The organism is Paraburkholderia sp. SSBN10T (genome assembly GCF_056619545.1).
In genome coordinates this window covers 85613-109220 of the sequence record NZ_JBWQQI010000028.1, presented here as the reverse complement: position 1 = coordinate 109220, position 23608 = coordinate 85613, and the positions used below count along the sequence as shown (strand labels likewise).

Genomic DNA, 23608 nt, shown 5'->3' with positions numbered 1-23608 from the left:
GATAACAAAGCAAGGAAAGGCCAAAACAGCAAGAACAACAACCAAAACCAAGCCGCCGCAGGCCAAAAAGCTAGGCAACCACTCCCGGCACACCCCTCCCATGCCAGCGAACAACAAGAACCCTCCCGCAATAGCAAAGCAAACCGGCAACGCCAATAGTGACGCCCATCCCTTTAGGCGAAGCCCCTTCCCAAACCCCAACGGCAAGACTAGCCCCCGCCCCCAGTGCCAACTGCACGGCCCCAAACACCGCGGCAGCGGCCCCCGCATTATGCGGATACCGATGCATCAGATCGGTGGTGCAATTGGCCGACAACAACCCCACCACCCCAACCACAAAAAACAGGCCAGCCACGATCGACCACAACCCGCCCCACCCGGTCAGGCAGACCAAAGAAACAAACAGCGACGCCACACAACTGACCGTCGCCGAGAACGAAATGATGGGCAGCGACCCCAACCGCCCAATCAGCCGCGTGTTCATGAAATTCCCGAACATGATGCCGACAATATTCAGCGCAAACAAAAACCCATAATGCTGCGCAGAAACGTGGAAATACTCGATGTACACGAACGGCGTCGCCGTGATGTACGCAAACATCGACGCAAACGCCATCCCACCGCACAACATATGCCCCCAGGCCACCGGGTCGCGCAGCAACCTCCCGTACGCACCGAACGATTGCAGCACCGCCGAATGCTTGCGCTTCTCAGGTGGCCACGTCTCCGGAACCTTCAGATAAGCCGTTACCGCACACACCGTGCCGAAGAGCGTCAACGCGACGAACACCACCCGCCAGCCACCCAGCAACAGCAATTGACCGCCAATCAGCGGCGCCAGCAGCGGCCCGATCGACGTCACGATCGCCAGCATCGACAACACTCGCGCCGCGTCGGCCGACTCGTGCGCGTCGCGCGCAATCGCACGCGCAAGCACCGACGCGGCGCCCGCGCCAAGTGCCTGCACGAAGCGGAACGTCACCAGCGATCCAATCGAGAAAGACAGGCCGCACGCGATACTCGCCAGGGCATACATGATGATCCCGCCCAGCAGCACGGGCCGGCGGCCGAATGAATCGGACAGCGGCCCGTACAACAACATCCCGATCGAAAAGCCCAGCATGAAACTCGTCAGCGTCGTTTGCGCCGCGCCGGTACTAACCATGAACGCCTGCGCAATCGACGGCAGGCTCGGCAGGTACATGTCGATGGAAATCGGCCCGCACGCGGCCAGCGCGCCAAGCAACAGGATCAGCCGGCCATCGGGCCGGCGTCGGGTGACGTGAGACATGGGAATCCAGAAGAAGCAGCCCGTCCACACATGTGCCGGACCGCGGGATGCGGTGAAAACCGCAGCATCAATAGTCGCGATTGTACTTGACGGTTAATAGCGCGTCGTGCGCCAGCGCAACCGGCACGATCATCGGCAACGCTGAGCGGGCGATCAACCCGCGGCGCCGGACAATCGGTTAAGCTGCCGCCTTAGCCGTCATCGGCCAACCCAACGCACCAGTCCTCCTACCGTCATGACCGCCTTCCTGCTGATCTGGAGCCCCAAGAAATGGCCTTGGCCGGAACTGCCCGATGTGGCCAAACGCGTCGCCGCGGGTGAAGCGGTGACGGATGTGTGGGGCTGTGGCGTCGCCCGCAGCATCCTGCCGGGCGACCGCGTGTTCCTTCACCGCGTCACCCAGGAGCCCAAGGGGCTGTTCGGCTCCGGCTACGTCACGCGGGCCCCCTACGAAGTGCCCGATGCGAACTCCAAACGCGGCTTTCGCTTATGCATCGACTTCGTCTATGACTGGCTGGTCGACGCTCATCACGAGGTCGTCATCGCCCGCGACGCGTTGCGTGTGCATCCCTTCTCCGTTCAGACCTGGGACGCACAATCCTCCGGTACCTCCATCAAGCCCATGGCCGAGGGTCCGCTGGAAAAGCGCTGGGCCGAGCTGACCGGCAAACGCAAGCCGCCGCCGCTCACCGCGCCCACCGGGCCGGTGCATTCTTCCAAGGTTTCGGCTCATGCCGCGGCAAAACGAGCCGCGCCAAAGACCAAACCAGTGTCGTAGACGGGCCTGTAACCCGCGCCGTGCCGTTTGCGGGATCCGCCCTTGCATCGGCCGCCCACGCGGAGGCCACCCGTGCTGCGGCTGCTCTTGCGGCGGTTGCTCTTGCGTGGACCGCCCGCCCCTCCAGCCCGGCGTATGGACAATTCACCGCAACCCCGTCTGCCAAGCCGCAGGCCGACTCCGCGCGAGTCCGGTACAATTTCAGATAACCATTCAGCCGCCGCGCAGCGGGCGGACGGGCCGGGCGAAACCCCGGCCACCGGTCGGTTCCGCGCGCCTCCGTGCATCTCTATCAGGCAGGTCCAACGTCCATGTCCAGCAATTCCCGGAACGAAGCTCTTTTCGAACGCGCCCAGCTCACTATCCCCGGTGGCGTCAACTCGCCCGTACGCGCCTTCCGCTCGGTCGGCGGCACGCCGCGCTTCATCGAGCGCGCGCAGGGCGCTTACTTCTGGGACGCGGACGGCCAGCGTTATATCGATTACATCGGCTCCTGGGGTCCGATGATCCTCGGCCATGTCCATCCGGAAGTGCTCGAAGCCGTGCAGAAGGTGCTCGTCAACGGATTCTCGTTCGGCGCACCGACCGAATCCGAAGTCGAGATCGCCGAGGAAATCTGCAAGCTGGTGCCGTCGATCGAGCAGGTCCGCATGGTCTCGAGCGGCACAGAAGCCACCATGAGTGCGCTGCGTCTCGCCCGCGGCTTCACCAATCGCAGCCGTATCGTCAAGTTCGAAGGCTGCTATCACGGCCACGCGGATAGCCTGCTGGTCAAGGCCGGCTCGGGCCTGCTGACCTTCGGCAACCCGACCTCGGCAGGTGTCCCGGTGGATATCGCCAAGCACACCACGGTCCTCGAATACAACAACGTCGCCGCGCTCGAAGAAGCGTTCAAGGCCTTCGGCAACGAGATCGCTTCGGTGATCGTCGAACCGGTGGCGGGCAACATGAACCTCGTGCGCGCCACGCCCGAGTTCCTGCAGGCGCTGCGCCGCCTGTGCAGCGAATACGGCGCCGTGCTGATTTTCGACGAAGTGATGTGCGGCTTCCGCGTCGCGCTCGGCGGCGCACAGCAGGTCTACGGCATCACGCCGGACCTCACCTGCCTCGGCAAGGTGATCGGCGGCGGCATGCCGGCCGCCGCATTCGGCGGTCGCCGCGACATCATGGCCCACCTCGCGCCGCTCGGCGGCGTCTACCAGGCGGGCACGCTGTCGGGTAACCCGATCGCCGTGGCAGCCGGGCTGAAGACGCTGCAACTGATCCAGGCCCCCGGCTTCTACGACACGCTCGCAGCCCGCACCGCGCGGCTCGTAGCGGGCCTCGCCAACGCGGCTCGCGAAGCGAAAGTGCCGTTCGCGGCCGACTCGCTCGGCGGCATGTTCGGCCTCTACTTCGCGGACAAGATCCCCGCCAGCTTTGCCGAAGTCACGGCGAGCGACGTGCCCCGCTTCAACGCGTTCTTCCACAAGATGCTCGACGCGGGCGTGTACTTCGCGCCGTCGGCTTATGAGGCCGGGTTCGTGTCGATCGCGCACGACGAAGCGATCATCGACGCCACGATCGACGCGGCGCGCAGCGCCTTTGCCGCGCTGGCCGTCTGAAACAGGCCACCACCCTACCGGACAGTATCAATCGCCACGAAATAGCACTTAACGGACGCCGATGTTCTCGCAAACCGATTTCGTCCATATGGAACGCGCGCTCGCGCTGGCGAAGCGCGGCATGTACACGACCGATCCGAACCCGCGGGTCGGCTGCGTGCTGCTCAAGAACGGCGAAGTGATCGGCGAAGGTTTTACGCAGCCCGCCGGGCAAGACCACGCCGAAGTGCGAGCGCTGAAAGATGCCCGCTCGCGCGGCCACGATCTGCGCGGCGCCACCGCTTACGTGACGCTCGAGCCATGCAGCCACTTCGGCCGCACGCCGCCGTGCGCCAATGCGCTGATCGAGGCGCAAGTGGAACGCGTGGTGGCGGCCATGGAAGATCCGAATCCACAGGTCTCCGGACGTGGTTTGAAAATGCTGCGCGATGCCGGCATCGAAGTGCGCTGTGGCCTGCTCGCCAATGAAGCTTACGAACTGAACATCGGCTTCGTGTCGCGCATGACGCGCGGCCGGCCATGGGTGCGCATGAAAGTGGCGGCCACGCTCGACGGCCGCACCGGCCTGCCGTCCGGCGAGAGCCAATGGATCACCGGCGAGCCGGCGCGCGCCGACGGCCACGCGTGGCGCGCCCGCGCGTCGGCGATTCTGACGGGTATCGGCACGGTCAAGGAAGACGATCCGCGCATGACCGTGCGCGCCGTCGATACGCCGCGCCAGCCGCAACGCGTGCTGATCGACAGCCAGCTCGATGTGCCGCCCACCGCGCAGATTCTGGCCGGTGCACCGACACTGATTTTTTGCGGCAACCTGGACGAACGTCACGCCGAACGCGCCAACGCGCTACGCGAACGAGGCGCGGAGATCGTGCAAATGGCAAATGCGGCTGGCAAGGTCGATCTGCCGGCCATGTTGAAGGCGCTCGGCGAGCGCAATGTCAACGAACTGCATGTCGAAGCGGGTTACAAGCTGAACGGCTCGCTGCTGCGCGAAGGCTGCGTCGACGAACTGCTGCTCTATCTGGCGCCGAGCCTGCTCGGTACCGATTCGATGAGCATGTTCAACCTCGTCGCACCGCCAACGCTCGAGGGCCGCGTCTTACTGAACTTCCACGCCGTCGACCGGATCGGCGACGACCTGCGGATTCTGGCGCGCTTCGCGCCGCATCCTACTTCCAATTGAACAAGGAAACAGCACCATGTTTACCGGAATCGTCGCGGCGGTTGGCCGTATCGAATCAGTCAAACCCCTCGGCAGCGATGGGGATGCGGGCGTACGCCTGAACGTCAACGCCGGCGGCCTCGATCTCGAGGACGTGCAGCTTGGCGACAGCATCACGATTCAGGGCGCGTGCATGACCGTGGTCGCCAAGACTTCCAGTTCGTTCGAAGTGGATGTGTCGCGCGAGAGCCTGAATTGCACGGCCGGGCTGGGTGAACCGGGCGAGGTGAATCTCGAGAAGGCGCTGCGTGCGCATGACCGCCTCGGCGGACATATCGTCTCGGGGCATGTGGATGGTCTCGGTACGGTGACGCATTTCGCGCCGGTCGGCGAGTCGCATGAACTGCGCGTGCTGGCGCCGCGGGAAATTGGGCGGTATCTGGCGTACAAGGGGTCGATTACGGTCAATGGCGTGAGCTTGACCGTCAACTCGGTGAAGGACCGCGACGATGGTTGCGAATTCTCGATTAACCTGATTCCTCACACGGTTCAGGTCACCGCGCTCAAGCATCTGCGTGAGGGGGTGAAGGTTAATCTGGAGATTGATTTGATTGCACGGTATGTGGAGCGGATGCTTAGTACGTCTCAGGACTGAACCGCCCTTCGCTCCCAGGCCATCTCAACGGCCGGTTCCGAGGTCGAACAGTCATTTGCGCATCCAAGGTGAGTGGCAAATGATCGGCCAAAGCCGACGTTAGTCGATCGACGTTTATATGTACGCTCGCTACTTCGAACCGGCCATCCGCCGACGGCAACAACAACCGCCTGCTACCTGCATGCGAGTCTGTGATCTGCTTCCATCAGAGCAAAGTGCGAAGCCCGATAGAGGTATCCGCAAGTGTGGCGGCGCTTAGCTTTTTCCCGTTTGCGAACAGACGCTTGCACACACCGATATCCCGTCCGGCGTTAACCGCAACTACCCCTTTGAGCAGCTCATGTTCGTCGAGGGCGAGGAGGCAGAACGATCCACTGGAGGGTACACCTCGCGTAATCACCGTCGCTGCCGCGTCAAACGAGCCCAGCGTTTGCAGGTTGCAATCGTATTGATCCGACCACAACCACGGCACCTCCGCGTACAACTCCGTCCCACCCAGCATGTTCGCAGCAGCGATGGGGGCCTGATTTTCCGCTACTTGCCAGGACTCGACGCGCAAGCGCCGCCCGAGCAGCCGGTTGTAATGCATCGTCACTTCGCCCGCTGCGTAGATGTGAAGGTCCGCGGTGCGACAGAGCTCGTCCACCACAATGCCGTTTTCCACTTCGAGCCCGGCTGCCGCGGCCAGTTCTACATTTGGCACGACACCAATGCCAATCACCACCACATCGGCTTCAATAGCGCCCCTGTCCGTCTCGACGATCACGTGACCTGAAGCCTTGCGAATCGCCCGCGGCGTGGTCTGCAGGCGGACATCGACGCCGCGTGCTTCATGCAGCGAGAGGATGAAGTCGCTCAGCGCCGGCGGCATCGAGCGCTGCAGGAGTCTTGGCGCGGGTTCGAGCAGAACGGTTTTACAGCCGAGCTGGACAGCAGACGCTGCGACTTCGAGGCCGATGAAGCCGCCTCCCAACACCGCAACCCGCTTGCCTGCCGCAAGCGCGGCGCGCAGGGCCCTCGCGTCAGCGACCGTACGGACGTAGTAGAGCGGCACGTGATCATCGACGTCACCGGCAAAGCGGCGCACGCGCGATCCCGTTGCAATCAGCAGGCGCTCATAAGGCTGAGTGTGCCCGTCCTCGAGCTGGACGGTTTGCGCTTCACGCCGAATCTCGCTGACCGACACGCCAAGGCGCAGTTCGATACGCTGCTTGTCGTACCATGCGCGATCCCGGATAAACGCGCGCTGTTCCCCAGCTTCGCTCATCAAGGCATCTTTGGACAGAACCGGGCGGTCGTATGGCACCTCCGGTTCGCTGCCAATCATCACGATTCGAGCATCCGCATCACGCGCGCGCAGTGATTCGGCTGCGCGCCGCCCCGCATGGCCTGCACCAACAATCACAAAGGCTTCACGCGACATGAATCTCCACCTTGCCGTCGACGATCCTGATCGGATAGCGGCGTACCGGCTCCGTCACCGGCGCGCAACGCGGTTCGCCGCTGCGGATATCGACCAGGCCCTGATGCAGCGGACATTCGACGCAACCGTCTTCGACAAAGCCATCCGAGAGCCGTGCATGACCGTGCGTGCACAGGTCGTGCAGCGCGAACACTTCGTCGCCGAGACGGAAGAGCGCGACGGGCTTGTCGCCCGCGACTGCCGCAACCGGCTCGCCTTCGGTGAAATCGTCCAGCGCGCCTAGCGTTCGCCAGCCGTCGATTAACTGTTCCATGTGATTTTCCTCAGATCGGCGTGGCGAGCAGCGTCTGCACGCGCGACGTGTCGTAGATCACTCGCTTGGACTGGTAGCGCAGGCCATCCGGCGTGCGCACCACCCGATCGAAGTAGCGACCTGCCTGATACACGTTCGACTCGCCATTTGTGCGTGTCTGGATCACCACATAGTTGCTCTCTGTTTCGATCACACCGTCTTTTTCACCGGTTATCGCAAGGCCCGATGTCATGTGCCGGTAGCAGTGCTCCTCATAGATGTTTGCGTTGCGTAGCGACACCACGCGGTCACGCAACATCTTCTGGTTGTTGCAATGGATGATCCCGATCGGCAGGCCCATATCGGCGTTTTCCTTTGGAACGATTTCATACAGACAGTCTTCGGTGAAGAGCGTGGGCCACGCTTCGAGCCGGTCGTTGTCGAGATTGTTTATGTACTGGTCTTGCAGCAGGTGTAGTTCGAACCACAGTCTCATCTGATCCATTTCCATTCCTCAAGCTTGCGCTTCGCGTGGGTTGTTCTCGCTGGTCTGATAGCCCATCAGCTTCTGATAGCCCACCCAGAATTTGCGGATCAGGCTTTCGGTAATCACCGTGTCCTGCTGATCGGGATTGCCGCGCGACATTTCAATCACGGACGTCGCATCCGCGTCCCGCACCGTGCCGCGTTGTACCAGCTCCGTTGCCTCGGTGTCTTCCATCGAGATATAGCCTGCCGGCCCGACCAGATTGGCCTGCTTGATGCGCAGTTCGCGAAGTTCGGGCGTATCGTCCGTGTAGCCGAAGAAATGAAAGACAAGTTCGAAGCTGCTCGGCCCTTTCGGCAGCAACTGCCGCGCGACCAGCGTGTTGTGAATCTGCTGGATCACGAGTTGCGGGAAGATTGGCTGGATGTGGTTCGTCGTGTCCTCTTCATACTCGGACACGAGGCCGAGAATGGAGTCGTCTTCCAGCGTGAAGCCTTCATCGAAGGAGCGGATATTCTGCTGTTTGTAGGCCGACGACGTGTCTTCGCCGGTCTTCGTGACCGTGATGATACTGTGCAGTCCGTGCGTTGCGTCGGGGATCGAACGTGCCTTCATACCCACGCGGAAGATGTTGAAGGTGGTATGAAACAGATGAAGCATGCTGGCGTGGTATGGATCCTTGACGTTCTCAAAGTACAGCTTCCAGTTTGACTTCGAAAACTGGCGTGTGCAGCCCAGATACTCAATGGGTTTATGGAAGATCCGGTCTATCCAGGGTCGCATTTCCGCGCCGAGGTAGTCGGGTAGCGGACCGACTTCATCGCTAAACGACGCGAACACCAGACCCTTGTAACTTTCGACGCGCAGTTTGCGCAGGCTGTGGTTCTTCGGATCGAAATCAGCCGGCATGCCAGTCATGCCTTTCTGACCACGTCGAAACGGCACGCCCAGCAGGTTGCCGCTATTGTCGAAGCTCCATTGGTGATAGACGCAGGTATGCGAGGTTGCGTTGCCGCGCGACTTGCGGCACACGGATGCGCCACGGTGCGCACACCGGTTCACCCACGCGGAAATCGATCCGTCGTCGATACGCGTGACGACCACTGGGGTATCGCCCACGAATGTGCTTTTGAAGTCACCCGCGTCAGGAATTTCGGCTTCCAGCGCGACAAAATTCCAGGTCGGTCCGCGGAAAATACGTTGCTGCTCGCGCTCGTAGACGGATTGCGAACTGAAGACCTTATAGGGCACGCGCGAGCCGTCCTCGCGCGGGAATTCAACGTGATCCGAATCGGAGCGATTGAGTGGATGCAGAATGGACTCGACCATTTCCATGGCGGTTTCTCCGTAAGTGAGGGCTTTCGCGATACGGCTGGCTGGGCCGATCGACTTGTCCCTATTCTTGGAGCACCAAAATGGAGGGTCTATCCGATTGTGGCTGGACTGTCCCGTTTCTGTCCGTTTCGGGCAGCTTTTTGCAGTACTGCTATACGGCGTTGCATTCCGGTCGCATTTCGGGCGACCGGCCGGTGGTGGCGCGGGTACTGAACGGCGTCAGGCGATTGCTGCCGCTTCCCGCCTGGTCAGGATGCTAATCAGGAAATCAAAGGACAGGCGAATGTCCTTTTCCATTGCACTGCGCGCCGCAGCAGCGTCGTGCCGCTCGAGCGCCTCTACCACGATGTGGTGGTAGTCCGTTCCTGCGGTGTTGTACGGCACCTCCTGATTTCGCTCGACTTCCTCGGTGATCACGCGCATGTAGGGTCCGCATTGCAGCCATACAGTCTCGATGAGCTGCGGTAAGACGGTCGAACCGGACGTGCGGTAGATCACGAAGTGGAACTCCTGGTTTTTCTCCAGGCTCTCGTGGATGCCGTCGTGCTTGATGGCAAGTTCGTGCTCGGCGATCAGCCGCTTGAGCCGGCGCACCATGGCATCGTCGATGTTCGAACTGGCCATTTCAGTGGCCAGGCCTTCAAGTGCAATGCGCGCGTTGCAAAGATCACGTAAGTGCGCCGTGCTGACTTCCGGTACCTGAATGGTTCCGTTCGGCAAGGCGATCAGGCCGTTCTCGACAACGAGCTGGCGCAGCGCCTCACGCACCGGCATCGCACTCGATCCAAAACCCTCGGCGAGCGTTGCTACGGTCAACTGTGCGCCCGGCTCGAAGCGTCCCTGCATCAAGGACATGCGCAACTGCGCATAGATCGACTCCTGCATCGTCGATCGCTTCACTACGCGCTTTATCGGGTCGTTCATCCAATGCTCCATGATCGTTCGATCAATTTATTCACATCCTACCAGCAACACCGACTTCCGGCGATATCTGGCTCCCGTCGCACGGAGGAGACACATGGACGCGACCCCGTTCGCATTGCTCTTGACAAAGCTTATTGGTCAAAAAACAATGCGAATCATCAAATTATAATTTGATCAAATATGTCCGGCCTGATGCTGCAAGCACCACGTTGTGTACGGCGGGATCCCCTTAACTGCGACTTTTGCTGTGCCATCCATCCAATGAACAGACCTTTCCTTTTTCGTCGCACCCTTATTTCCCGCGCGGCTCTCGCCGCTGCCGCACTATTCGCCCTGGCGCCCGCGGCGCGCGCGCAAAGCTCCGTCACGCTATATGGCATTGTTGACGCCGGTGTCGGATACGTCAGCAACATCGGCGGCAAGAGCGAATATATGCAGAGCACCTCAGTCATGCAGGCTGACCGGTTCGGCTTTCGCGGAGTTGAAGACCTGGGCGGCGGCACCAGCGCGGTCTTCGTGCTGGAAAACGGCTTTAGCACCAGCACCGGCGCGCTGGGACAAGGCGGCGCGCTGTTTGGCCGGCAGGCGTACGTCGGCCTCCAGGACAAGCATTACGGGACGCTAACGCTCGGAAACCAGTATGACTACATGGGCGCGACGTTGGGCATGTACGAAACCTCTACATGGCTGCTAGGCCAATACTCGGACCATCCGTTTGCGAACGACCGCGCCAATTCACTTCGTCTCGCAAACTCTGTGGAGTACATGACGCCTGTCTGGTCCGGTTTCCAGTTCGGTGCGATGTACGGGTTTTCCAACCTGGCGGGCAACATCAATGGCAGTGGCCGTGCGTACAGTTATTCGGCGAGCTACAACGCCGGACCCTGGAACGTAGCGGCGGCTTATACGGAAGTCGCGGGTTCAGCCTCGTCACTCGATATATCGTCTCTCACTGGCCGCCCCACCGGCACTGTCATGGCCGGCGGCAGCTATCTGCGCACGATGGGTGTGGCGACGAGTTACCAGTTCAGCAGGGCATTTGTCTACGCAATGTACACGCAGGCACTCTACGCCGGCGTACGCGGCAAAAGTGATGTCGAAAACGTGATGTTCAGGAACGGTGAAGTGGGCTTTACCTATCGCATTACGCCCGCTTTGCAAGCCGCAGCAGGCTATACGATGACCGCCGTGGGTGCCACCAGACTGCATCAGGTCAGCACCACACTCGACTACGCGCTCTCGAAACGCACGGATGTCTACGCAATGCTGCTGGACGAACATGCCCAGGGCAATAATGCCCGCGCGGACATCATCGGTATCGGCGTGTCGTCGAACGCAAATCAGCTAGTCGCCGATATCGGCATCCGTCACAAGTTCTAACGCTCACATCTGCCGTCCAGGCAGTCACCTAAACAGGTCGGGCATAACAAAAAGCCGGTTGACATGGAAATGTCGGCCGGCTTTTATTCAGGTATCCTTCTTATGTGTCACAGGCCGTCGAAGAAGCGCTTCATGCGGGTCATCGCTTCGGCAATCCGTTCCTTCGATTCACATCCGAAGCACACCCGCAGGTGACCTTCGCCGGCCTTGCCGTAAAAGCTGCCCGCCTCGACGACCACGCGTGCTTCCACCATCAACCGGTCGGCGCACTCCTGGGCGGAGAGGCCGGTCGCCCTGATGTCGGGAAATGCATAAATCGCACCTTCGGGGCTCGCGCACTTTACGCTGCGCATCGCATTGAGACTCTCCACCACGATCGAACGCTTCTCGCCGTCTTCGTCCAGCAGGCGGGTCAGCACGTCGCGCGGACCGCTCACCGCCGCATAGGCGCCGGCCTGGATAAACGTGTTCACGTGCGTTACGTCGTTAGCCGTGATTTTCAGCAATGCCGGCATCACATCTTTGGGAGCGGTCATGTAGCCGATCCGCCAACCGTCCATTGCATACGATTTGGTGAACGCAAACATCGAGATCGTGCGCTCTTTCATGCCCGGCAGCGACGCGATACTGATGTGGCGGGCGCTGTCGTAAACAATCTCCTCGTACACTTCGTCCGAGAGGATCAGGAGGTCGAAGCGGATTGCCAGATCGGCCAATGCCTGCAACTCGTCGCGTCCATACACGCGGCCCGTCGGGTTGGCCGGATTCACGATCACGATTGCTTTAGTGCGGGAGGTGATCGCGGCTTCGATCGCTCCAACGTCGATCGAAAAGTTACGGTTGCGATCGAGATCGACGATCACGGGGCGCCCACCCGCCAGTTCGATCTTGCCGATGTGCTGGGGGTAAAAAGGCGCCAGCAGGATGACCTCGTCACCCTCGTCGATCAATGAAAAGAAGGCAGCAAAGGAGGCATGTGTAAGGCCGTTTGTGACCAGTATGTCGTCGGCGCCCACGTCAAGATCGTTACGGGTTTGCAGCTTCTGGGCGAGCGCCTCGCGTAGCTTCGGCAGTCCGCGCAAGTCGCTGTAGTGGACGTCGCCAAGCATCAGCGCGTCGACGGTTGCCTGTTTGATGGGGAGTGGCGTATCGGCATGCGGGCTGCCGAGTTCAAGGTGAATCAGATCCGACGTATCGCCGGGCAGGCGTAACGCCTTCTCGTACATGCCGTACGATTTTTTCGAGGTCTCAGTAATGCGTTTGGCAAGTTTCATGATGGAGGTTGAAGAGAGTGACGTAGGGTCGCGCCTCACGTGGCGATGGGCCGCGTGAGGCGCGACGAACGGGCGGTTAACTGGCTCAGGGAGGGTTCGGGGAGCGACGAAGAATGCCGTCGCGGTCCAGTCAGACCGGCTTGCCTTCGCTTGATGCCCAACTAGGCATTAGCGTGTTCGTCGGCAATGTTTCATCGACAACCTTCTTCGCGGTCTGAATCCCGGCTACGGGCAATCCGGTGGGATCGAGCACACCAATCTGAACCAGAACCGACGCCTGATCCCAGTAGATGTGTTCGTTGTACAGCTTGTCTCCACGGAAGCAGATGACGGCCAGCATCGGCACTTCGAAATACTTTCCGGTTGGCGCCAACCCCGGCAGTAACCAGTCGATCTCGCGATCATGGGTGGCGCAGAACACGAATTCATCGACGATACGGTCAGCGCCCATGGTCCGCGAGATCGGAATGAGCCGCGTGTCGGACGGATTCGAATTGACGAAGTGATATTTGTAGAATCGCTTGAGCTGGTCGTGGCCCACGCCGCCCGTCATGGTGGGAATGTGATTCACGTAAGGCTCGGCCACCATCGTCGGCATGACTGCATTGACATCGCGCGTGCCGAATTCGTAATAGCAATGCTGTTCCCACAGCGCGTTGAGATCGTATATCGGCCCCAGCACTTTGCGGAGCAATGCCATCGTGCGTGAATAGGCCATCAATGCAGCCGGCTTATCGAAGTGCTCGCGCTCGGGCGTGCCGAACGCGTGGTCGCAACCGGGATAAACGTACTGCTCGATCTGCGGCTTTACGGCGAGCGCCTTCATGATCTGCTCGCGTGTTTGCGGCGGACAGAAGGCGTCTTCGCCCGCGAAGTGGAACACCATCGGGCACTGGATAGACGGGACGATATCGAGGTAAGCCTCGAGCCCGACACCGTAGTAGCTAACCGCACAATCGAGGTCGGTTTGTGCTGCGGCGAGCATGGCCAGCTTGCCACCCAGGCAATATCCGATAGCGCCGACCTTGCCGGCGTGTTCCGGCGACGCGCGCAATGCACCGATGGTCGACGCGATGTCAGGCACGGCGAGTGAAAGATCAATCCGTTCGTTGTAGCCCAGCGCTTCGGCAAAATCCGCCTCGCCGTAGCCGAGATTCACGCCTGGCTTCATGCGCCAGAACAGGTCGGGCACCAGCACGACGTAACCTTCTTCCGCGTAACGGTCGGCCGTCGACCTCATGAAATCGTTGATGCCGAAAATTTCCTGCAGCAATACGAGCCCTGGCCCCGAACCTTGTGCAGGTGTGGCCTTGTACGCGGCAAACGATTGGCCGTCATGGCTTTGAATGTCGATGAATTGTCCCATTGGGGTTCCTGTCTGGTTAGGAGGTCGGTCCAACGCCAAGCAATTGTGCGTGAATGGCTGTGCGGCGAGAGGCGAGCGCGTCGGCAATGTCGCGCGCCATCGGCCCGACGTACACTTCACGTATTTCACCGGATAGCGCGTCGAGCGCGGCGTCGACCACCTCGACAGGGTTGAGCTTTTCGCCGACATAGTCACGGCTCATATCGGTATCGACCGCACCGGGCATGACGCCGTAGACGCGCACACCGTGCTGCGCCAGTTCAGAGTCGAGCGCCTCGGTCAGGCGCAACGCGGCTGCTTTCGACGCACACAGCGACGCCATGGCAGGCAGCGTCACGCGCGCGAGAATCGAGAGCACGTTGATCATCGCGCCGTGCGCGGCGATCAATTGCGGCGCGAATGCGCGTGCCATGGCCAGGGTGCCGAAATAGTTCACTTCCATTTCGGCGCGTGCGTCATCGGGTTGCGTCGCTGACAGCAGACTCGACTGGCGATTGATGCCGGCGTTGTTGACGAGCAGTGTCACGTCCGGGGCGAGTTGCGCGGCTTCCTTGATCTGCTGCGGGTCCGTGATGTCGAGCATGAGCGGGACGACACGGCCTCGCAGATCCGGATGGTAGCTTTCACGCGGGAGGCGCGACGCGGCGTATATCTTGCCGGCGCCGCGGGCGGCCAGCGTTTCGACAAACTGCGCACCGAGGCCCCGGTTGGCGCCAGTGACGAGTGCAACGGTACGGTGATCGATCATGGGGCGAACGGTCCAGGTGACGTGAGAAAGGGCTTGCGCTACCGATAGCCGGCGCAAGTTGTCGGCTAGATAATGTGAAACACATCGCTGGCCCGATCGATTTCGGCTGCGAGACAGTCCGCGTCCTTTTGCAGCATGAGGCGCTGCTCGACCAGCGTCGCCGCGGCGGCGAGTACCGCGTCGCGCCATTGTTCGCGCGAACCATAACGTTGCTCAAACGAAGGGCGCAGATCGTGCATCGCGCTTTCCGGCTGCCCGACGCGCTCGACAAACGGGACGTAAGACCCATACACGCTATAGAGGCCACCCGGCGCAAAGCCTGGGGCCCGCGGCGCCCACCCCGTGTGGGTGCCAAGCGGCGCCTGGATGAGCGGATGGCGTACGCCGGCGGCGCCGTTGCCGTCCACGTCAACAGCCGGAACGAAGGCCGGATAGCGAGAACCTTTGAGCGGCGGAACATGCGTGTGATCGAGCAGATGCAATTCGTTGAAAGCGCGTGGGCTTGCGATACCCGTGGAGCGCTCGAAGCGCTCCGTGAACTGCTCAAGCGTCCACCATGAACCGGCCGCATGAGAGGGGAACGCGCTCAGTGGCGGCTCGATGCCTTCGTCCACCCATTCGTGCATTGCGACGAACAGTGCGCGCAGTGTCGCGCCGTAAGTAAGGGGATTGGTCGCGTGAAGCGTCACCGGGGCATTCGGGAGCGGATAGTCGCCATGCGCAACACCCGTCACCAGATACAGACGCACATCCGGATCAGCAGGCAGATCGCGACCTTCGCAATCGGTCGCCACCAGCGATGCACGTGCCGACCAGACTTCGGAATCGGTGTCCATGTGCATCAGTTTCGGATGGGTTCCCGATGCGCGGGCGCGCTCGAGAATGCCGTCGGTGCGTCCACTGAGCGGATCGGTCAGCGTTTGATAGGCAAATGGGAACTGGTCGCCTGGATAGCTGTGGTCTTCGTGCTGGCGCGAATAGCGGCCGGGTTGTGAAAACGCGGCGTTGACCCAGGCGCGACGTGAGCCTGCAATGATAGGAACCGCAGCGTCGAATACGCGCCTGGCATCAAGGCTTTCGTTGAACCCTTCGTACAGGAAGTCGCGCAACACCCGGCCGCTTTGCGACAGGCCAAATCCGAGTGCGCGTGTGTCGCGGTCATTGCCCGCCTGCGCGAGAGGATTCGGCGCACCCTCGCTGTCATGCGTTTCGTATTTCAGAAACGCCATTACGTCGCGCACGCTGGCGTACCCGAGCCCCATCACAACCGGGTCCTGGGCGTCGTAGATGAACTCGAAGATCGCTCCGCGATCAAGCGTGCAGTGTGGCAGCCGGTCGATCTGGATGCGGTTGCGATCGAGAAATCGCCACTCGATGCCCGGCGCGCACGTGCGGGGGTCGGTTTCGTTCTGCCGTGCGCTCAGCGTAGCGAGTGCCGGGTCGGTGTTCGCAGCGGGATACGACAGCGTCAGCACGTAGCGGTTTTCGTTGATTTCCTGCAGTAGTGCGCCCCGGATCGAGTCGGGCGCGTCCAGAATGAATTCTTCCCAGCCTTTGCCGGTGATCGGCGCCCCGTCGCGGGTCGCGACGGGAAATTCCGCCAGCATCCGTCCACCGCCGGGTTCGACATTGCCTTGCCATGCAGTCCAGACAATCGAGTAGCCCTCGTGCATCAGAAATCCGTTGCCAATCTCTTCGGGCCGGGTGGGCAGCGCCACAACCGGCGCGTTATTGATGCGGACGATGCCGCGTTGCGTCCCGCGGTTCAGATATTCATAGAACAGCCAGCCATTGCCGCGCCCGGGATTCACGGGCTTGTAGATGTGAAAGTCGACGCTGTACTCGACCAGACCTTGTGCATTGCGCGGTGCGTATTCGAGGTTGACGATCCTCCGGTTGAGGGGATGCTGGGGATCGATGTCGCAATGAGCGCGACCTGACAGGAGCTCATAAGCGCCCACACGGCCGTTTTCACCGAACTCCATGCCCTCGAAAACGGGCCGACGTGAGCTCACCTCGAATCGTTTCACACCTGCCATATGCCTACCCTCCATGCTCTATTACGAGTGATGCCTGTATTGCCCGCGTTGTGGCCACATCATGCGACGAGGCCGGGATGTTGCTGTTACGACCCAGGCTGCGCGACGATCCGTAAATATGGTCGCAGCACTTTCACACCGGACGGGTACATCTGTTCGGCCTGCGCCTGGGACAGCGAGGGCGGCAGCATGACCGGCTGCCCCTCAGTCCACGTGGCCGAGGTCGCCACCCGCTTTGTCGCGGTCAATTGCGCGGCCTTCAGCGTACGCAAAATCTCGCTAAAGCTGCGGCCGTTCGTGACAGGATAGGTCAGCGTCATCGCGACGCGGCGCCCGGGTGCGATGAGGCAGGCCGAGCGCAGCAACGAAGGTTGCGCTGCTGAAGGGTCGATCAGGCCGAGTTGTTCCGGCAGATTGCCGGTCGCATCATTGATGAGTGGGAACGACGGCACGCATTCGAACATCTCGCGCAGGTCGTCGAGCCATGCCGATACGACTTCGGGAGCGTCGATGGAGACGCCGAGAATCCGCGTGCCGCACGCTTCGAACTGGGGGACCAGCGCCTGTATGGCCGCAAATTCGGTGCTGCAGGTGGGCGACATGGCTTTGAACGCGAACACCAGCGCCCAACCGTCGCCGAGCCAGTCCTCAAACTGGATGGGGCCTGCGGTGGATGTCGCAGAGAAATTCGGGCAGGTGCTGCCCACCGGGAGCGTCATGCGTCAGTTCCTTTCTGAGGCAGGTTCATCGCCCTACCCCGTCTAATAAATTTGATCAAATAATAATGTGATCGCTTCGGCAGTGTTAGCCGAGCAAATTTTTCTGTCAAGGCCTTTCTCGGGCCTGGATTTTTGACGATGCTTGCTTGAGTGAGACATCAGACAATACTTGTCCGGCAAAATTTTATCTGTTTATAATTTGATCAAATGATCGCAGGCAGGCGCCGGCGTATCCTATCTGCCGGCCAGCGAGGCGGCAGCCCACCGTTGCCACTCAGCATTCGCGTGCTGGAGAAGATATGAGCCGTAAAACCATTGTTTTGTCGGAAGCTGTCAGCGCGATGACGGTCCGTTTTCATTTGCTCGAAGCGCAGACGCCGGAGAGCAGTGCATTCATCTGGGATCTGCTGGCCGTGCCACGCCAGATGCCCGCGATCCACGCGATGTGGACCGGTCCCGAGATTTCGTGCCCGATTCCCACCGGCATGATCGATCCCACGCGCAATGCGCGCCCGCTGACGCCGGAAAACGTCACGGTTACGCCGCAGGCGGGCGAACTGGTTCTCGCCTATGTGCCGGCGCGCATGTGGGGCGGCAATCCAGAACCCGTTTTTGATCTGGGCTTTTTCTATGGACCGGGCGGCCGGATGCTGTTTCCGATTGGCTGGATTCCTGGTAACGTAATCGCCCGCGTCGACCCGGACGATCTCGAAGCACTCGCGCACGGATGCAATGTGATCCGCCGCAATGGTGCCTGTACGCTGTCTTTGTCGAGGGGCGAATGAGCGCAGGCAATCGTCGTTCGGCAGTCAGTGAGAATTATTGGTCAGTTGCGGTTCCACCGGCTTTGAGTTCGCCGAGGCTTGAGCAGGACGTTGACTGTGATGTAGCAGTCGTCGGTGCAGGAATTCTGGGCTTAAGCAGTGCACTTTCGCTGGCAATCCAGGGAATCAGCGTTGCCGTGCTTGAGGCGCAAAGCCCGGCGGCCGGCGCCTCCGGCCGCAACGGTGGCCTCGTCGTGCCCAGTCTGCCTCGAGTCGGTCCCGATGACGTCATGCGACTGCTCGGAGACACCTATGGACCGCGCCTCGTGCGGTTGGTTGCCGATGGCGCGCAGATGGTGTTCGACCTCATCGCAAACCAGGGGCTGCAATGCGACGCGGTGCAAAGTGGCTGGCTCAATCCTGCTCACGCGAACGAGCTGGTCGGTGGCCTGAAGGCGCGGGTCGCCGCGTGGCAGCGCGCAGGTTCGCGCGCCCAATGGCTCGAACGCGAGGAAGCGCGCGAGAGGATTGGCAGTCGCGACTTTCACGGCGCGCTTTATGACCCTAGTGGCGGTCACCTGAATCCGTTTGCCTACACTCAGGAACTCGCGCGGGTTGCTGCGCAGGCGGGGGCAAAAATCCACAGCGAAACACCGGTTGTCCGCATCGAAAGAAAGGGGGGTGGTTACGCCCTGACTACACCATTGGGTAGCGTGACGGCTCGCACGGTCCTGCAATGTACGAACGCGATGCAGGCCGGCTCGCACGTGCTGGCAAACGAGGTCGCCAAAAGCTTTGTTCCTTTGTCGGTGTTTCAGCTTGCCACCGAAGTTGTGCCGGAACAGATACGCAGCTCGGTGTTGCCGAACAACGAAGCCCTCTCCGATACGCGTAACAATCTTTTCGCACTACGTTACACGGCGGACGGCCGCATCGTCACGGGCGGGATGGCGCCGCTGTCTCAATGGTTCGCCGAGCCTCGGTTGCTGCGTTCGCTGGCGCACCGCATGGCGCGGATTTTTCCGCAACTAGGAGAAGTCCGCTTTGATTACATCTGGCAGGGCCGCGCCGCGCTGACGCCGGACTTCCTGCCTCGGCTGTTCGAAGTCGGACCCGGCTGGTTTGCGCCGTTAGGTTGTAATGGCCGCGGCATTGCGATGTCGACCTCACTCGGTCAGCGGCTCGCCCGCTTCGTGGTTGACCGGGATGTCTCGGCGTTGCCGATTCCCATGTCGCCGGCGTCTCCGATCCGGGCCCACGCTGTCGCCCGCTATGCGCCTCAATTGCTATTGCCTGTGGGGATCGTGCAGGACGCGTTGCGGCGCTAGCCTCTTCCCATGCCGTGCGGATAGTTGCACCGCCTCAAGGCGATTCGGCGAACAGGCTAGCGCCTGCGCGCGGTATCGGAGGGCGACTCGCCGAATCGCTCCTTGTAGCTGATCGCAAAGCGGCCCAGGTGATTGAAGCCGCAGTTGGATGCGATATCGGCGATACGCTGGCCACACGATGTCGCGATGATTTCGCGCCTCGCGCGATCAAGGCGTAACTCCTTCAGCTTTTGCATCGGGCTGGTGTTCCGGAAGCGCTGAAACGCGAAGCAAAGCGTGCGCACTGAAACACCGGTTGCCACGGCAATATCCTTCAACTGGAGTGGGAGCGTCAGATTCTCACGCATCAGCTCCTCGGCGTGGAGGACAAAGTGCGGCGTAACAGGACGGTCTGTACCGGTCTCGTGCGTGGAGTCTGACAAAGGCACAAGCAGACTCACGAGCAACGCTTCCAGATTTGCGCCGATATGCGGATTCGCACACGCGCTTCCCAGCAAATCCGGCGAACTCGCGACCAGCAGTAACTGATCTTTCCACGCGCGCATCCGGTCGCTCAGTAACGGCAGGAGTGACGCAAAGCGTGGCGGCGCGCCGCTCGCTTCGCCGGCTATCGAGGCCGGATCGATGCGCATCACGAGTTGCTCGCAGCCGCGCGACAAGGTTGCGCTGAAAGGCTCGCCGGGGGCTCGCAGAATGGCGTGCCTGCTGTTCACCAGGACCGGTTTGCCCGCCACACTGACCTCGGCTTCGCCGGACAGGCAAAACATCATCAGATAGTAGTCGCTGACCGCTTCGACGTCGACCCGCACGGGCGCGCCGAACGCGATCGTACCGATCCCGAGGCTGCCGATCTTCACGAAGTCCATATGCGAGCGGATCGTGGATGTGTCCGACGGGATGAGCGAATGCGGCTGCATTACGCGGGAAATCCGCTCGCGCGTTTCGTCGAGGTCGGTCGACTCAAACAGTCGATACTTGCGTAAGGCGCGAGGATAAAAACCAGATCGATGCATGATAGGCCACTCGACGCTGTGACAGTTGGCACCCAGTCGCGCTGGCTACTTCAGCCTTTTACCGACAGGCGGCGACCCGCCGAAGCTTATTTTCGCTCGAAGTCATTTGCGGCGATCTTGATGACGATATCGTTTGGGCGTACCAGGCGGTTCGACACAGCCGCATAGAGCCGCCCAGGGCGAGTCGCGTGGATCTGGGTGCGGGCCTCGGCCGGATCGTCCGCGGCCGGATCGACAATTTCGGCGATCACCGCGCCGGCTTCAACATCCGTACCGAGCGGAAACGGGTAGACGATAACGCCGCCCACCGGCGTACGCAGCATCGAAATGGCTTCATGCGGAGTCTTTTCTCCGGACCATGCGACGTCGGCGGGGACTTCGCCCTCGACGATGCCGATGCGGGTCAGGTGCCGGAAGATCGCTTCGGCGTCGCGGCGTGCCAGTTCATCGGAGACATCGGCGGCGCCGCGCATTTCGATGGTTGCGCCTACATTCGCCTGAGGGATCGGGAACCTGCTGCCGAATTTCTTCGCGAGGTCATGCCACGGCCGGCTGCATGTGGTGTCGAAGAGAGGCGGTGTATCGGTCATGTGAACCAGACCCGGGTCGATATCGGCGATAAACGGATCGACCGAGTGCTCACTCCACGGTGCGACCACCATCCCTGCAATCGCAACCAGTTCGGTATGCGAATCTACTACGAAGTCAGCATCAATGGCCAGCTTCAGCAGGTTGATCTGCAGATCCTGTACTTCTGTGGGTGGGCGCAGGCTGTTGAGCGAGTCTTTCAACGCTGCGCGAATTACCGCGACGTTTTGTTCAGCGTCAAGGCCGAGTTTGCCTTCGACACGTGCGGCGAGATCCGTGCTCAGGTTAGGCCAGCCGCGGTTGTAGTTGCCGCCGCCATCGAGCGCCTCTCGACCGATCTGGTTACCCAGTACGTTATCCGAAAGACCGATCGGGTTGGCGTACGGCACGATCACGATCTCGCCCTTCACCTTGCCGGCGCGATCGGCGGCCAGTGCAAGTGCCAGCAGATGGTGGCCAATCAGCAGGCCCGGCGTTTCGTTCGCATGCAACGCTGCCTGAAAGTAGACTTTCGGACGCGCGCCGAGCGTGCCAATGCGGTGAACCTTCAGCGAGCGCTGACTGCCGGGGCTCGATGACATCAGGGGAATGGATTCGATCTTGTGAGTCATATAAATGTCCTGCTTCAGTACCTGGTAAGACTGTTGCGCTAATGCTCAACGGTAATCTCGCGCAGTGCGCGGTCAGGAACCGCGATACAGATGGCACGCCGCTAGTGCCGTTAATGCAACCAATGCCGACATGGTCGAATACAAGGCTTACTTCATCTCGCCTGACGGCGACTGCCGTAGCACGGCATTCGCGGTCGACTGCGCCTTGTTATCGACACCGACGACTTTGGGATAGGCGCCGAGCAGTAGCAGCACGCCTGCGCCAATCACGACAACGCCCGCGTTGATGAGCAGCACGGAGTCGTACCCGCCTAGCAGCGTAAGCAGCTTGCTGAAAGTAAAGGGGCCGAGTCCGGCGCCCACCGCGAAACCGATAAATACACCGCCATAAATGGCTGAGTAGGCCCGCATGCCGAAATATCGCGAGACAAGATAAGCAAGGGCGTCGTATTCCACACCCGACGACGTACCGACGATCAGCACCAGCAGCGACGCTACCCAGAAACTGCTCACCCCATGCGCCAGTAGCACGAACGCGGCGGCGCACGGCAGGAGCATGCCGAACACCACGAGCGGCGCCCACATCCGGTCCAGCAGCCAGCCGGTCAGCAAACGTCCAGCGACGATGCCGATGCCGTACCACGAGGCAATACTGACTGCCTGCGCCATCGAGAAACCTGAACGTGTCCAGTAACGCTCGAGATTGGGGGCGATGCCGGCAAGCGCGAGCGACAGCAGCAGGAAGCTTCCCGTCAGAAGCCAGAATGCCGGCGATCTGAGCGCCTGCTTGAAAGTGCGGCCCTCCAGCGCATGTTCCGAAGGGTTGTCCGGATTCGAAGTTGATGCCACTCCACTGCTTTCGTCGATCGCAGGTTCGCGGAAAAAAATGAAGGCAACCGGCAAAGTCACGACCAGCAGAAATGCGCCAAGGCAAACATAGGCGAGACGCCAGCCAAGCAGATTGAGAAAGTGGAAGGTGTAGAGCTTGATGAGCGCGCCAAAAATGCCGGTTCCAATGAGGCAGATGCCGAGCGCAATTCCACGATGCTGCTTGAAGTGGACCACCACGCTTTTGGTCCAGGTTACCGGAAGCGTGCCGGCGCCAAGAACGGTAATAACCGCGTACGTCAGATAGAAGACGGCAATCGAGCCATTGCTCAAGGCGAGCAGCATCCAGCCGATAGCCAGGCCGAACACCGAGCCGAGAACGATCTTGCGAGGTCCGATCCTGTCGGTAACCGTGCCGATGTAAGGGCCGATCACACTCGAACCAAAGAACAGGATCATGAACGTGAGCATGACCTGCGAGTCGGTCCAACCGAACGCCTTGGTCAGTGACGGCAGGAATACACCTGCGCTGTATGACGCCATCGTCGTCAGGCTGGTGCCAATTCCGATCGTTGCGGCCAGGACGACGCCCCAGCCTGTTCTGAATTCATTGAAACCCGACACGGCTTACCCCTTCAAGGTATGAGTTCGAACCGCCTGTGTGGACTTCGTCCTGCAGGCCTCATTATTTGATCAAATTATTAAATGATCTTTCCGAATTCTTTCTTGGTCAAAAACGGCTGTCAAGCGAAACCGGTCCGCAGATGTGTGTCGATCCGAAATTTTCGCCAGGTTTCAGCACATCGTCCGTCAATGAGCCCCCCTCCTCTGCGCAATGACGCAGGCAGAGAGAATGCGCGCGCCGTGCATCATCGCAAGCCGGTTTGCCTTCACATCTTCGGGTGGCGCCCCCCAGTCACCACGCTTGGTCACACAGGTGAATCGAGAGGCGGTTGATCGTGCAAACAAATCACATTGACCGACTAGACGCTCTCTTAT

The 23608-nt window shown here is 60.8% G+C and carries 21 protein-coding genes; 7 read left to right on the top strand and 14 right to left on the bottom strand.

From position 1 onward, the window contains the following. Window positions 1–70 precede the first annotated feature (70 nt). Window positions 71–1291: a Bcr/CflA family multidrug efflux MFS transporter gene (locus tag AC1ECK_RS31730; protein WP_480326407.1), complete on the bottom strand. Its 1221-nt coding sequence runs from the start codon at window positions 1289–1291 to the stop codon at window positions 71–73. Between the two features lie 235 nt (window positions 1292–1526). On the opposite strand from AC1ECK_RS31730, the gene AC1ECK_RS31725 reads away from it, so the two are divergent. From AC1ECK_RS31725 to AC1ECK_RS31710, 4 genes are all read left to right on the top strand, one after another. Further along, a complete protein-coding gene (locus AC1ECK_RS31725; RefSeq protein ID WP_480326405.1) occupies window positions 1527–2069 on the top strand; it encodes a hypothetical protein in 543 nt (180 codons plus the stop codon). Between the two features lie 311 nt (window positions 2070–2380). Next, entirely contained in the window at window positions 2381–3673 is a 1293-nt protein-coding gene (gene hemL / locus AC1ECK_RS31720; RefSeq protein WP_480326403.1) for a glutamate-1-semialdehyde 2,1-aminomutase, read from the top strand. Between the two features lie 61 nt (window positions 3674–3734). Then, a complete protein-coding gene (ribD, locus tag AC1ECK_RS31715) occupies window positions 3735–4856 on the top strand; it encodes a bifunctional diaminohydroxyphosphoribosylaminopyrimidine deaminase/5-amino-6-(5-phosphoribosylamino)uracil reductase RibD (protein WP_480326401.1) in 1122 nt (373 codons plus the stop codon). Between the two features lie 16 nt (window positions 4857–4872). After that, the gene (locus AC1ECK_RS31710; RefSeq protein WP_480326399.1) at window positions 4873–5490 is read left to right on the top strand and encodes a riboflavin synthase; all 618 of its coding nucleotides are present in this window, start codon (window positions 4873–4875) and stop codon (window positions 5488–5490) included. Window positions 5491–5695: 205 nt separating this feature from the next. Here the strand turns inward: AC1ECK_RS31710 and andAa are convergent, their stop codons facing one another. From andAa to AC1ECK_RS31685, 5 genes are all read right to left on the bottom strand, one after another. Then, complete coding sequence (andAa, locus tag AC1ECK_RS31705; protein WP_480326397.1) at window positions 5696–6913, bottom strand: anthranilate 1,2-dioxygenase system ferredoxin--NAD(+) reductase; 1218 nt, start codon at window positions 6911–6913, stop codon at window positions 5696–5698. Further along, the gene (andAb, locus tag AC1ECK_RS31700; protein ID WP_480326395.1) at window positions 6903–7226 is read right to left on the bottom strand and encodes an anthranilate 1,2-dioxygenase ferredoxin subunit AndAb; all 324 of its coding nucleotides are present in this window, start codon (window positions 7224–7226) and stop codon (window positions 6903–6905) included. Before andAb ends, andAa begins: the two co-directional genes overlap by 11 nt. A 10-nt stretch (window positions 7227–7236) precedes the next feature. Continuing rightward, a complete protein-coding gene (gene andAd / locus AC1ECK_RS31695) occupies window positions 7237–7710 on the bottom strand; it encodes an anthranilate 1,2-dioxygenase small subunit AndAd (RefSeq protein WP_480326393.1) in 474 nt (157 codons plus the stop codon). A 9-nt stretch (window positions 7711–7719) separates the two neighbouring features. Next, a complete protein-coding gene (gene andAc, locus AC1ECK_RS31690) occupies window positions 7720–9027 on the bottom strand; it encodes an anthranilate 1,2-dioxygenase large subunit AndAc (RefSeq protein WP_480326391.1) in 1308 nt (435 codons plus the stop codon). A 219-nt stretch (window positions 9028–9246) separates the two neighbouring features. After that, the gene (locus AC1ECK_RS31685) at window positions 9247–9951 is read right to left on the bottom strand and encodes a GntR family transcriptional regulator (protein WP_480326389.1); all 705 of its coding nucleotides are present in this window, start codon (window positions 9949–9951) and stop codon (window positions 9247–9249) included. A gap of 180 nt (window positions 9952–10131) precedes the next feature. On the opposite strand from AC1ECK_RS31685, the gene AC1ECK_RS31680 reads away from it, so the two are divergent. After that, entirely contained in the window at window positions 10132–11331 is a 1200-nt protein-coding gene (locus AC1ECK_RS31680; RefSeq protein WP_480326387.1) for a porin, read from the top strand. Window positions 11332–11438: 107 nt separating this feature from the next. On the opposite strand, the gene AC1ECK_RS31675 is transcribed toward AC1ECK_RS31680, so the two are convergent. From AC1ECK_RS31675 to AC1ECK_RS31655, 5 genes are all read right to left on the bottom strand, one after another. Then, window positions 11439–12605: a pyridoxal phosphate-dependent aminotransferase gene (locus AC1ECK_RS31675; protein ID WP_480326385.1), complete on the bottom strand. Its 1167-nt coding sequence runs from the start codon at window positions 12603–12605 to the stop codon at window positions 11439–11441. A gap of 130 nt (window positions 12606–12735) precedes the next feature. Further along, on the bottom strand, window positions 12736–13971 hold the full coding sequence (locus AC1ECK_RS31670) for a dienelactone hydrolase family protein (protein ID WP_480326383.1): 1236 nt from the start codon (window positions 13969–13971) through the stop codon (window positions 12736–12738). A gap of 16 nt (window positions 13972–13987) precedes the next feature. Further along, window positions 13988–14719 carry an SDR family NAD(P)-dependent oxidoreductase gene (locus tag AC1ECK_RS31665; protein WP_480326381.1) on the bottom strand — a complete coding sequence of 244 codons (732 nt, stop codon included), beginning with the start codon at window positions 14717–14719 and terminating at the stop codon, window positions 13988–13990. Between the two features lie 65 nt (window positions 14720–14784). Further along, window positions 14785–16734 carry an alpha/beta hydrolase domain-containing protein gene (locus AC1ECK_RS31660; protein ID WP_480326379.1) on the bottom strand — a complete coding sequence of 650 codons (1950 nt, stop codon included), beginning with the start codon at window positions 16732–16734 and terminating at the stop codon, window positions 14785–14787. Between the two features lie 110 nt (window positions 16735–16844). Further along, window positions 16845–17477, bottom strand: coding sequence for a redoxin domain-containing protein (locus AC1ECK_RS31655; RefSeq protein WP_480326377.1), 633 nt, complete (start codon window positions 17475–17477; stop codon window positions 16845–16847). Between the two features lie 299 nt (window positions 17478–17776). Here AC1ECK_RS31655 and AC1ECK_RS31650 point away from each other — a divergent pair, with 299 nt between their 5' ends. Then, window positions 17777–18262, top strand: coding sequence for a DUF3830 family protein (locus AC1ECK_RS31650; RefSeq protein ID WP_480326375.1), 486 nt, complete (start codon window positions 17777–17779; stop codon window positions 18260–18262). Then, on the top strand, window positions 18205–19569 hold the full coding sequence (locus tag AC1ECK_RS31645) for an NAD(P)/FAD-dependent oxidoreductase (RefSeq protein WP_480326373.1): 1365 nt from the start codon (window positions 18205–18207) through the stop codon (window positions 19567–19569). Before AC1ECK_RS31650 ends, AC1ECK_RS31645 begins: the two co-directional genes overlap by 58 nt. A gap of 56 nt (window positions 19570–19625) precedes the next feature. Here the strand turns inward: AC1ECK_RS31645 and andR are convergent, their stop codons facing one another. From andR to AC1ECK_RS31630, 3 genes are all read right to left on the bottom strand, one after another. Then, entirely contained in the window at window positions 19626–20582 is a 957-nt protein-coding gene (gene andR / locus AC1ECK_RS31640; protein WP_480326371.1) for an anthranilate 1,2-dioxygenase regulatory protein AndR, read from the bottom strand. 86 nt (window positions 20583–20668) lie between these two features. After that, on the bottom strand, window positions 20669–21781 hold the full coding sequence (locus AC1ECK_RS31635; protein ID WP_480326369.1) for a succinylglutamate desuccinylase/aspartoacylase family protein: 1113 nt from the start codon (window positions 21779–21781) through the stop codon (window positions 20669–20671). Window positions 21782–21928: 147 nt separating this feature from the next. Further along, window positions 21929–23233, bottom strand: coding sequence for an MFS transporter (locus tag AC1ECK_RS31630; RefSeq protein ID WP_480326367.1), 1305 nt, complete (start codon window positions 23231–23233; stop codon window positions 21929–21931). Window positions 23234–23608 lie beyond the last annotated feature (375 nt).

What these genes read in the sequence shown, in the direction of transcription:
- AC1ECK_RS31645 (WP_480326373.1), top strand. Translation starts at nt 18,205, where the DNA reads ATGCAATGTGATCCGCCGCAATGGTGCCTGTACGCTGTCTTTGTCGAG.
- andAd (WP_480326393.1), bottom strand. Translation starts at nt 7,710, where the DNA reads ATGGATCAGATGAGACTGTGGTTCGAACTACACCTGCTGCAAGACCAG.
- AC1ECK_RS31655 (WP_480326377.1), bottom strand. Translation starts at nt 17,477, where the DNA reads ATGACGCTCCCGGTGGGCAGCACCTGCCCGAATTTCTCTGCGACATCC.
- hemL (WP_480326403.1), top strand. Translation starts at nt 2,381, where the DNA reads ATGTCCAGCAATTCCCGGAACGAAGCTCTTTTCGAACGCGCCCAGCTC.
- AC1ECK_RS31730 (WP_480326407.1), bottom strand. Translation starts at nt 1,291, where the DNA reads ATGTCTCACGTCACCCGACGCCGGCCCGATGGCCGGCTGATCCTGTTG.
- AC1ECK_RS31670 (WP_480326383.1), bottom strand. Translation starts at nt 13,971, where the DNA reads ATGGGACAATTCATCGACATTCAAAGCCATGACGGCCAATCGTTTGCC.
- AC1ECK_RS31650 (WP_480326375.1), top strand. Translation starts at nt 17,777, where the DNA reads ATGAGCCGTAAAACCATTGTTTTGTCGGAAGCTGTCAGCGCGATGACG.
- andAc (WP_480326391.1), bottom strand. Translation starts at nt 9,027, where the DNA reads ATGGAAATGGTCGAGTCCATTCTGCATCCACTCAATCGCTCCGATTCG.
- andAa (WP_480326397.1), bottom strand. Translation starts at nt 6,913, where the DNA reads ATGTCGCGTGAAGCCTTTGTGATTGTTGGTGCAGGCCATGCGGGGCGG.
- AC1ECK_RS31665 (WP_480326381.1), bottom strand. Translation starts at nt 14,719, where the DNA reads ATGATCGATCACCGTACCGTTGCACTCGTCACTGGCGCCAACCGGGGC.
- andR (WP_480326371.1), bottom strand. Translation starts at nt 20,582, where the DNA reads ATGCATCGATCTGGTTTTTATCCTCGCGCCTTACGCAAGTATCGACTG.
- AC1ECK_RS31635 (WP_480326369.1), bottom strand. Translation starts at nt 21,781, where the DNA reads ATGACTCACAAGATCGAATCCATTCCCCTGATGTCATCGAGCCCCGGC.
- ribD (WP_480326401.1), top strand. Translation starts at nt 3,735, where the DNA reads ATGTTCTCGCAAACCGATTTCGTCCATATGGAACGCGCGCTCGCGCTG.
- AC1ECK_RS31725 (WP_480326405.1), top strand. Translation starts at nt 1,527, where the DNA reads ATGACCGCCTTCCTGCTGATCTGGAGCCCCAAGAAATGGCCTTGGCCG.
- AC1ECK_RS31675 (WP_480326385.1), bottom strand. Translation starts at nt 12,605, where the DNA reads ATGAAACTTGCCAAACGCATTACTGAGACCTCGAAAAAATCGTACGGC.
- AC1ECK_RS31685 (WP_480326389.1), bottom strand. Translation starts at nt 9,951, where the DNA reads ATGAACGACCCGATAAAGCGCGTAGTGAAGCGATCGACGATGCAGGAG.
- AC1ECK_RS31680 (WP_480326387.1), top strand. Translation starts at nt 10,132, where the DNA reads ATGTCCGGCCTGATGCTGCAAGCACCACGTTGTGTACGGCGGGATCCC.
- andAb (WP_480326395.1), bottom strand. Translation starts at nt 7,226, where the DNA reads ATGGAACAGTTAATCGACGGCTGGCGAACGCTAGGCGCGCTGGACGAT.
- AC1ECK_RS31710 (WP_480326399.1), top strand. Translation starts at nt 4,873, where the DNA reads ATGTTTACCGGAATCGTCGCGGCGGTTGGCCGTATCGAATCAGTCAAA.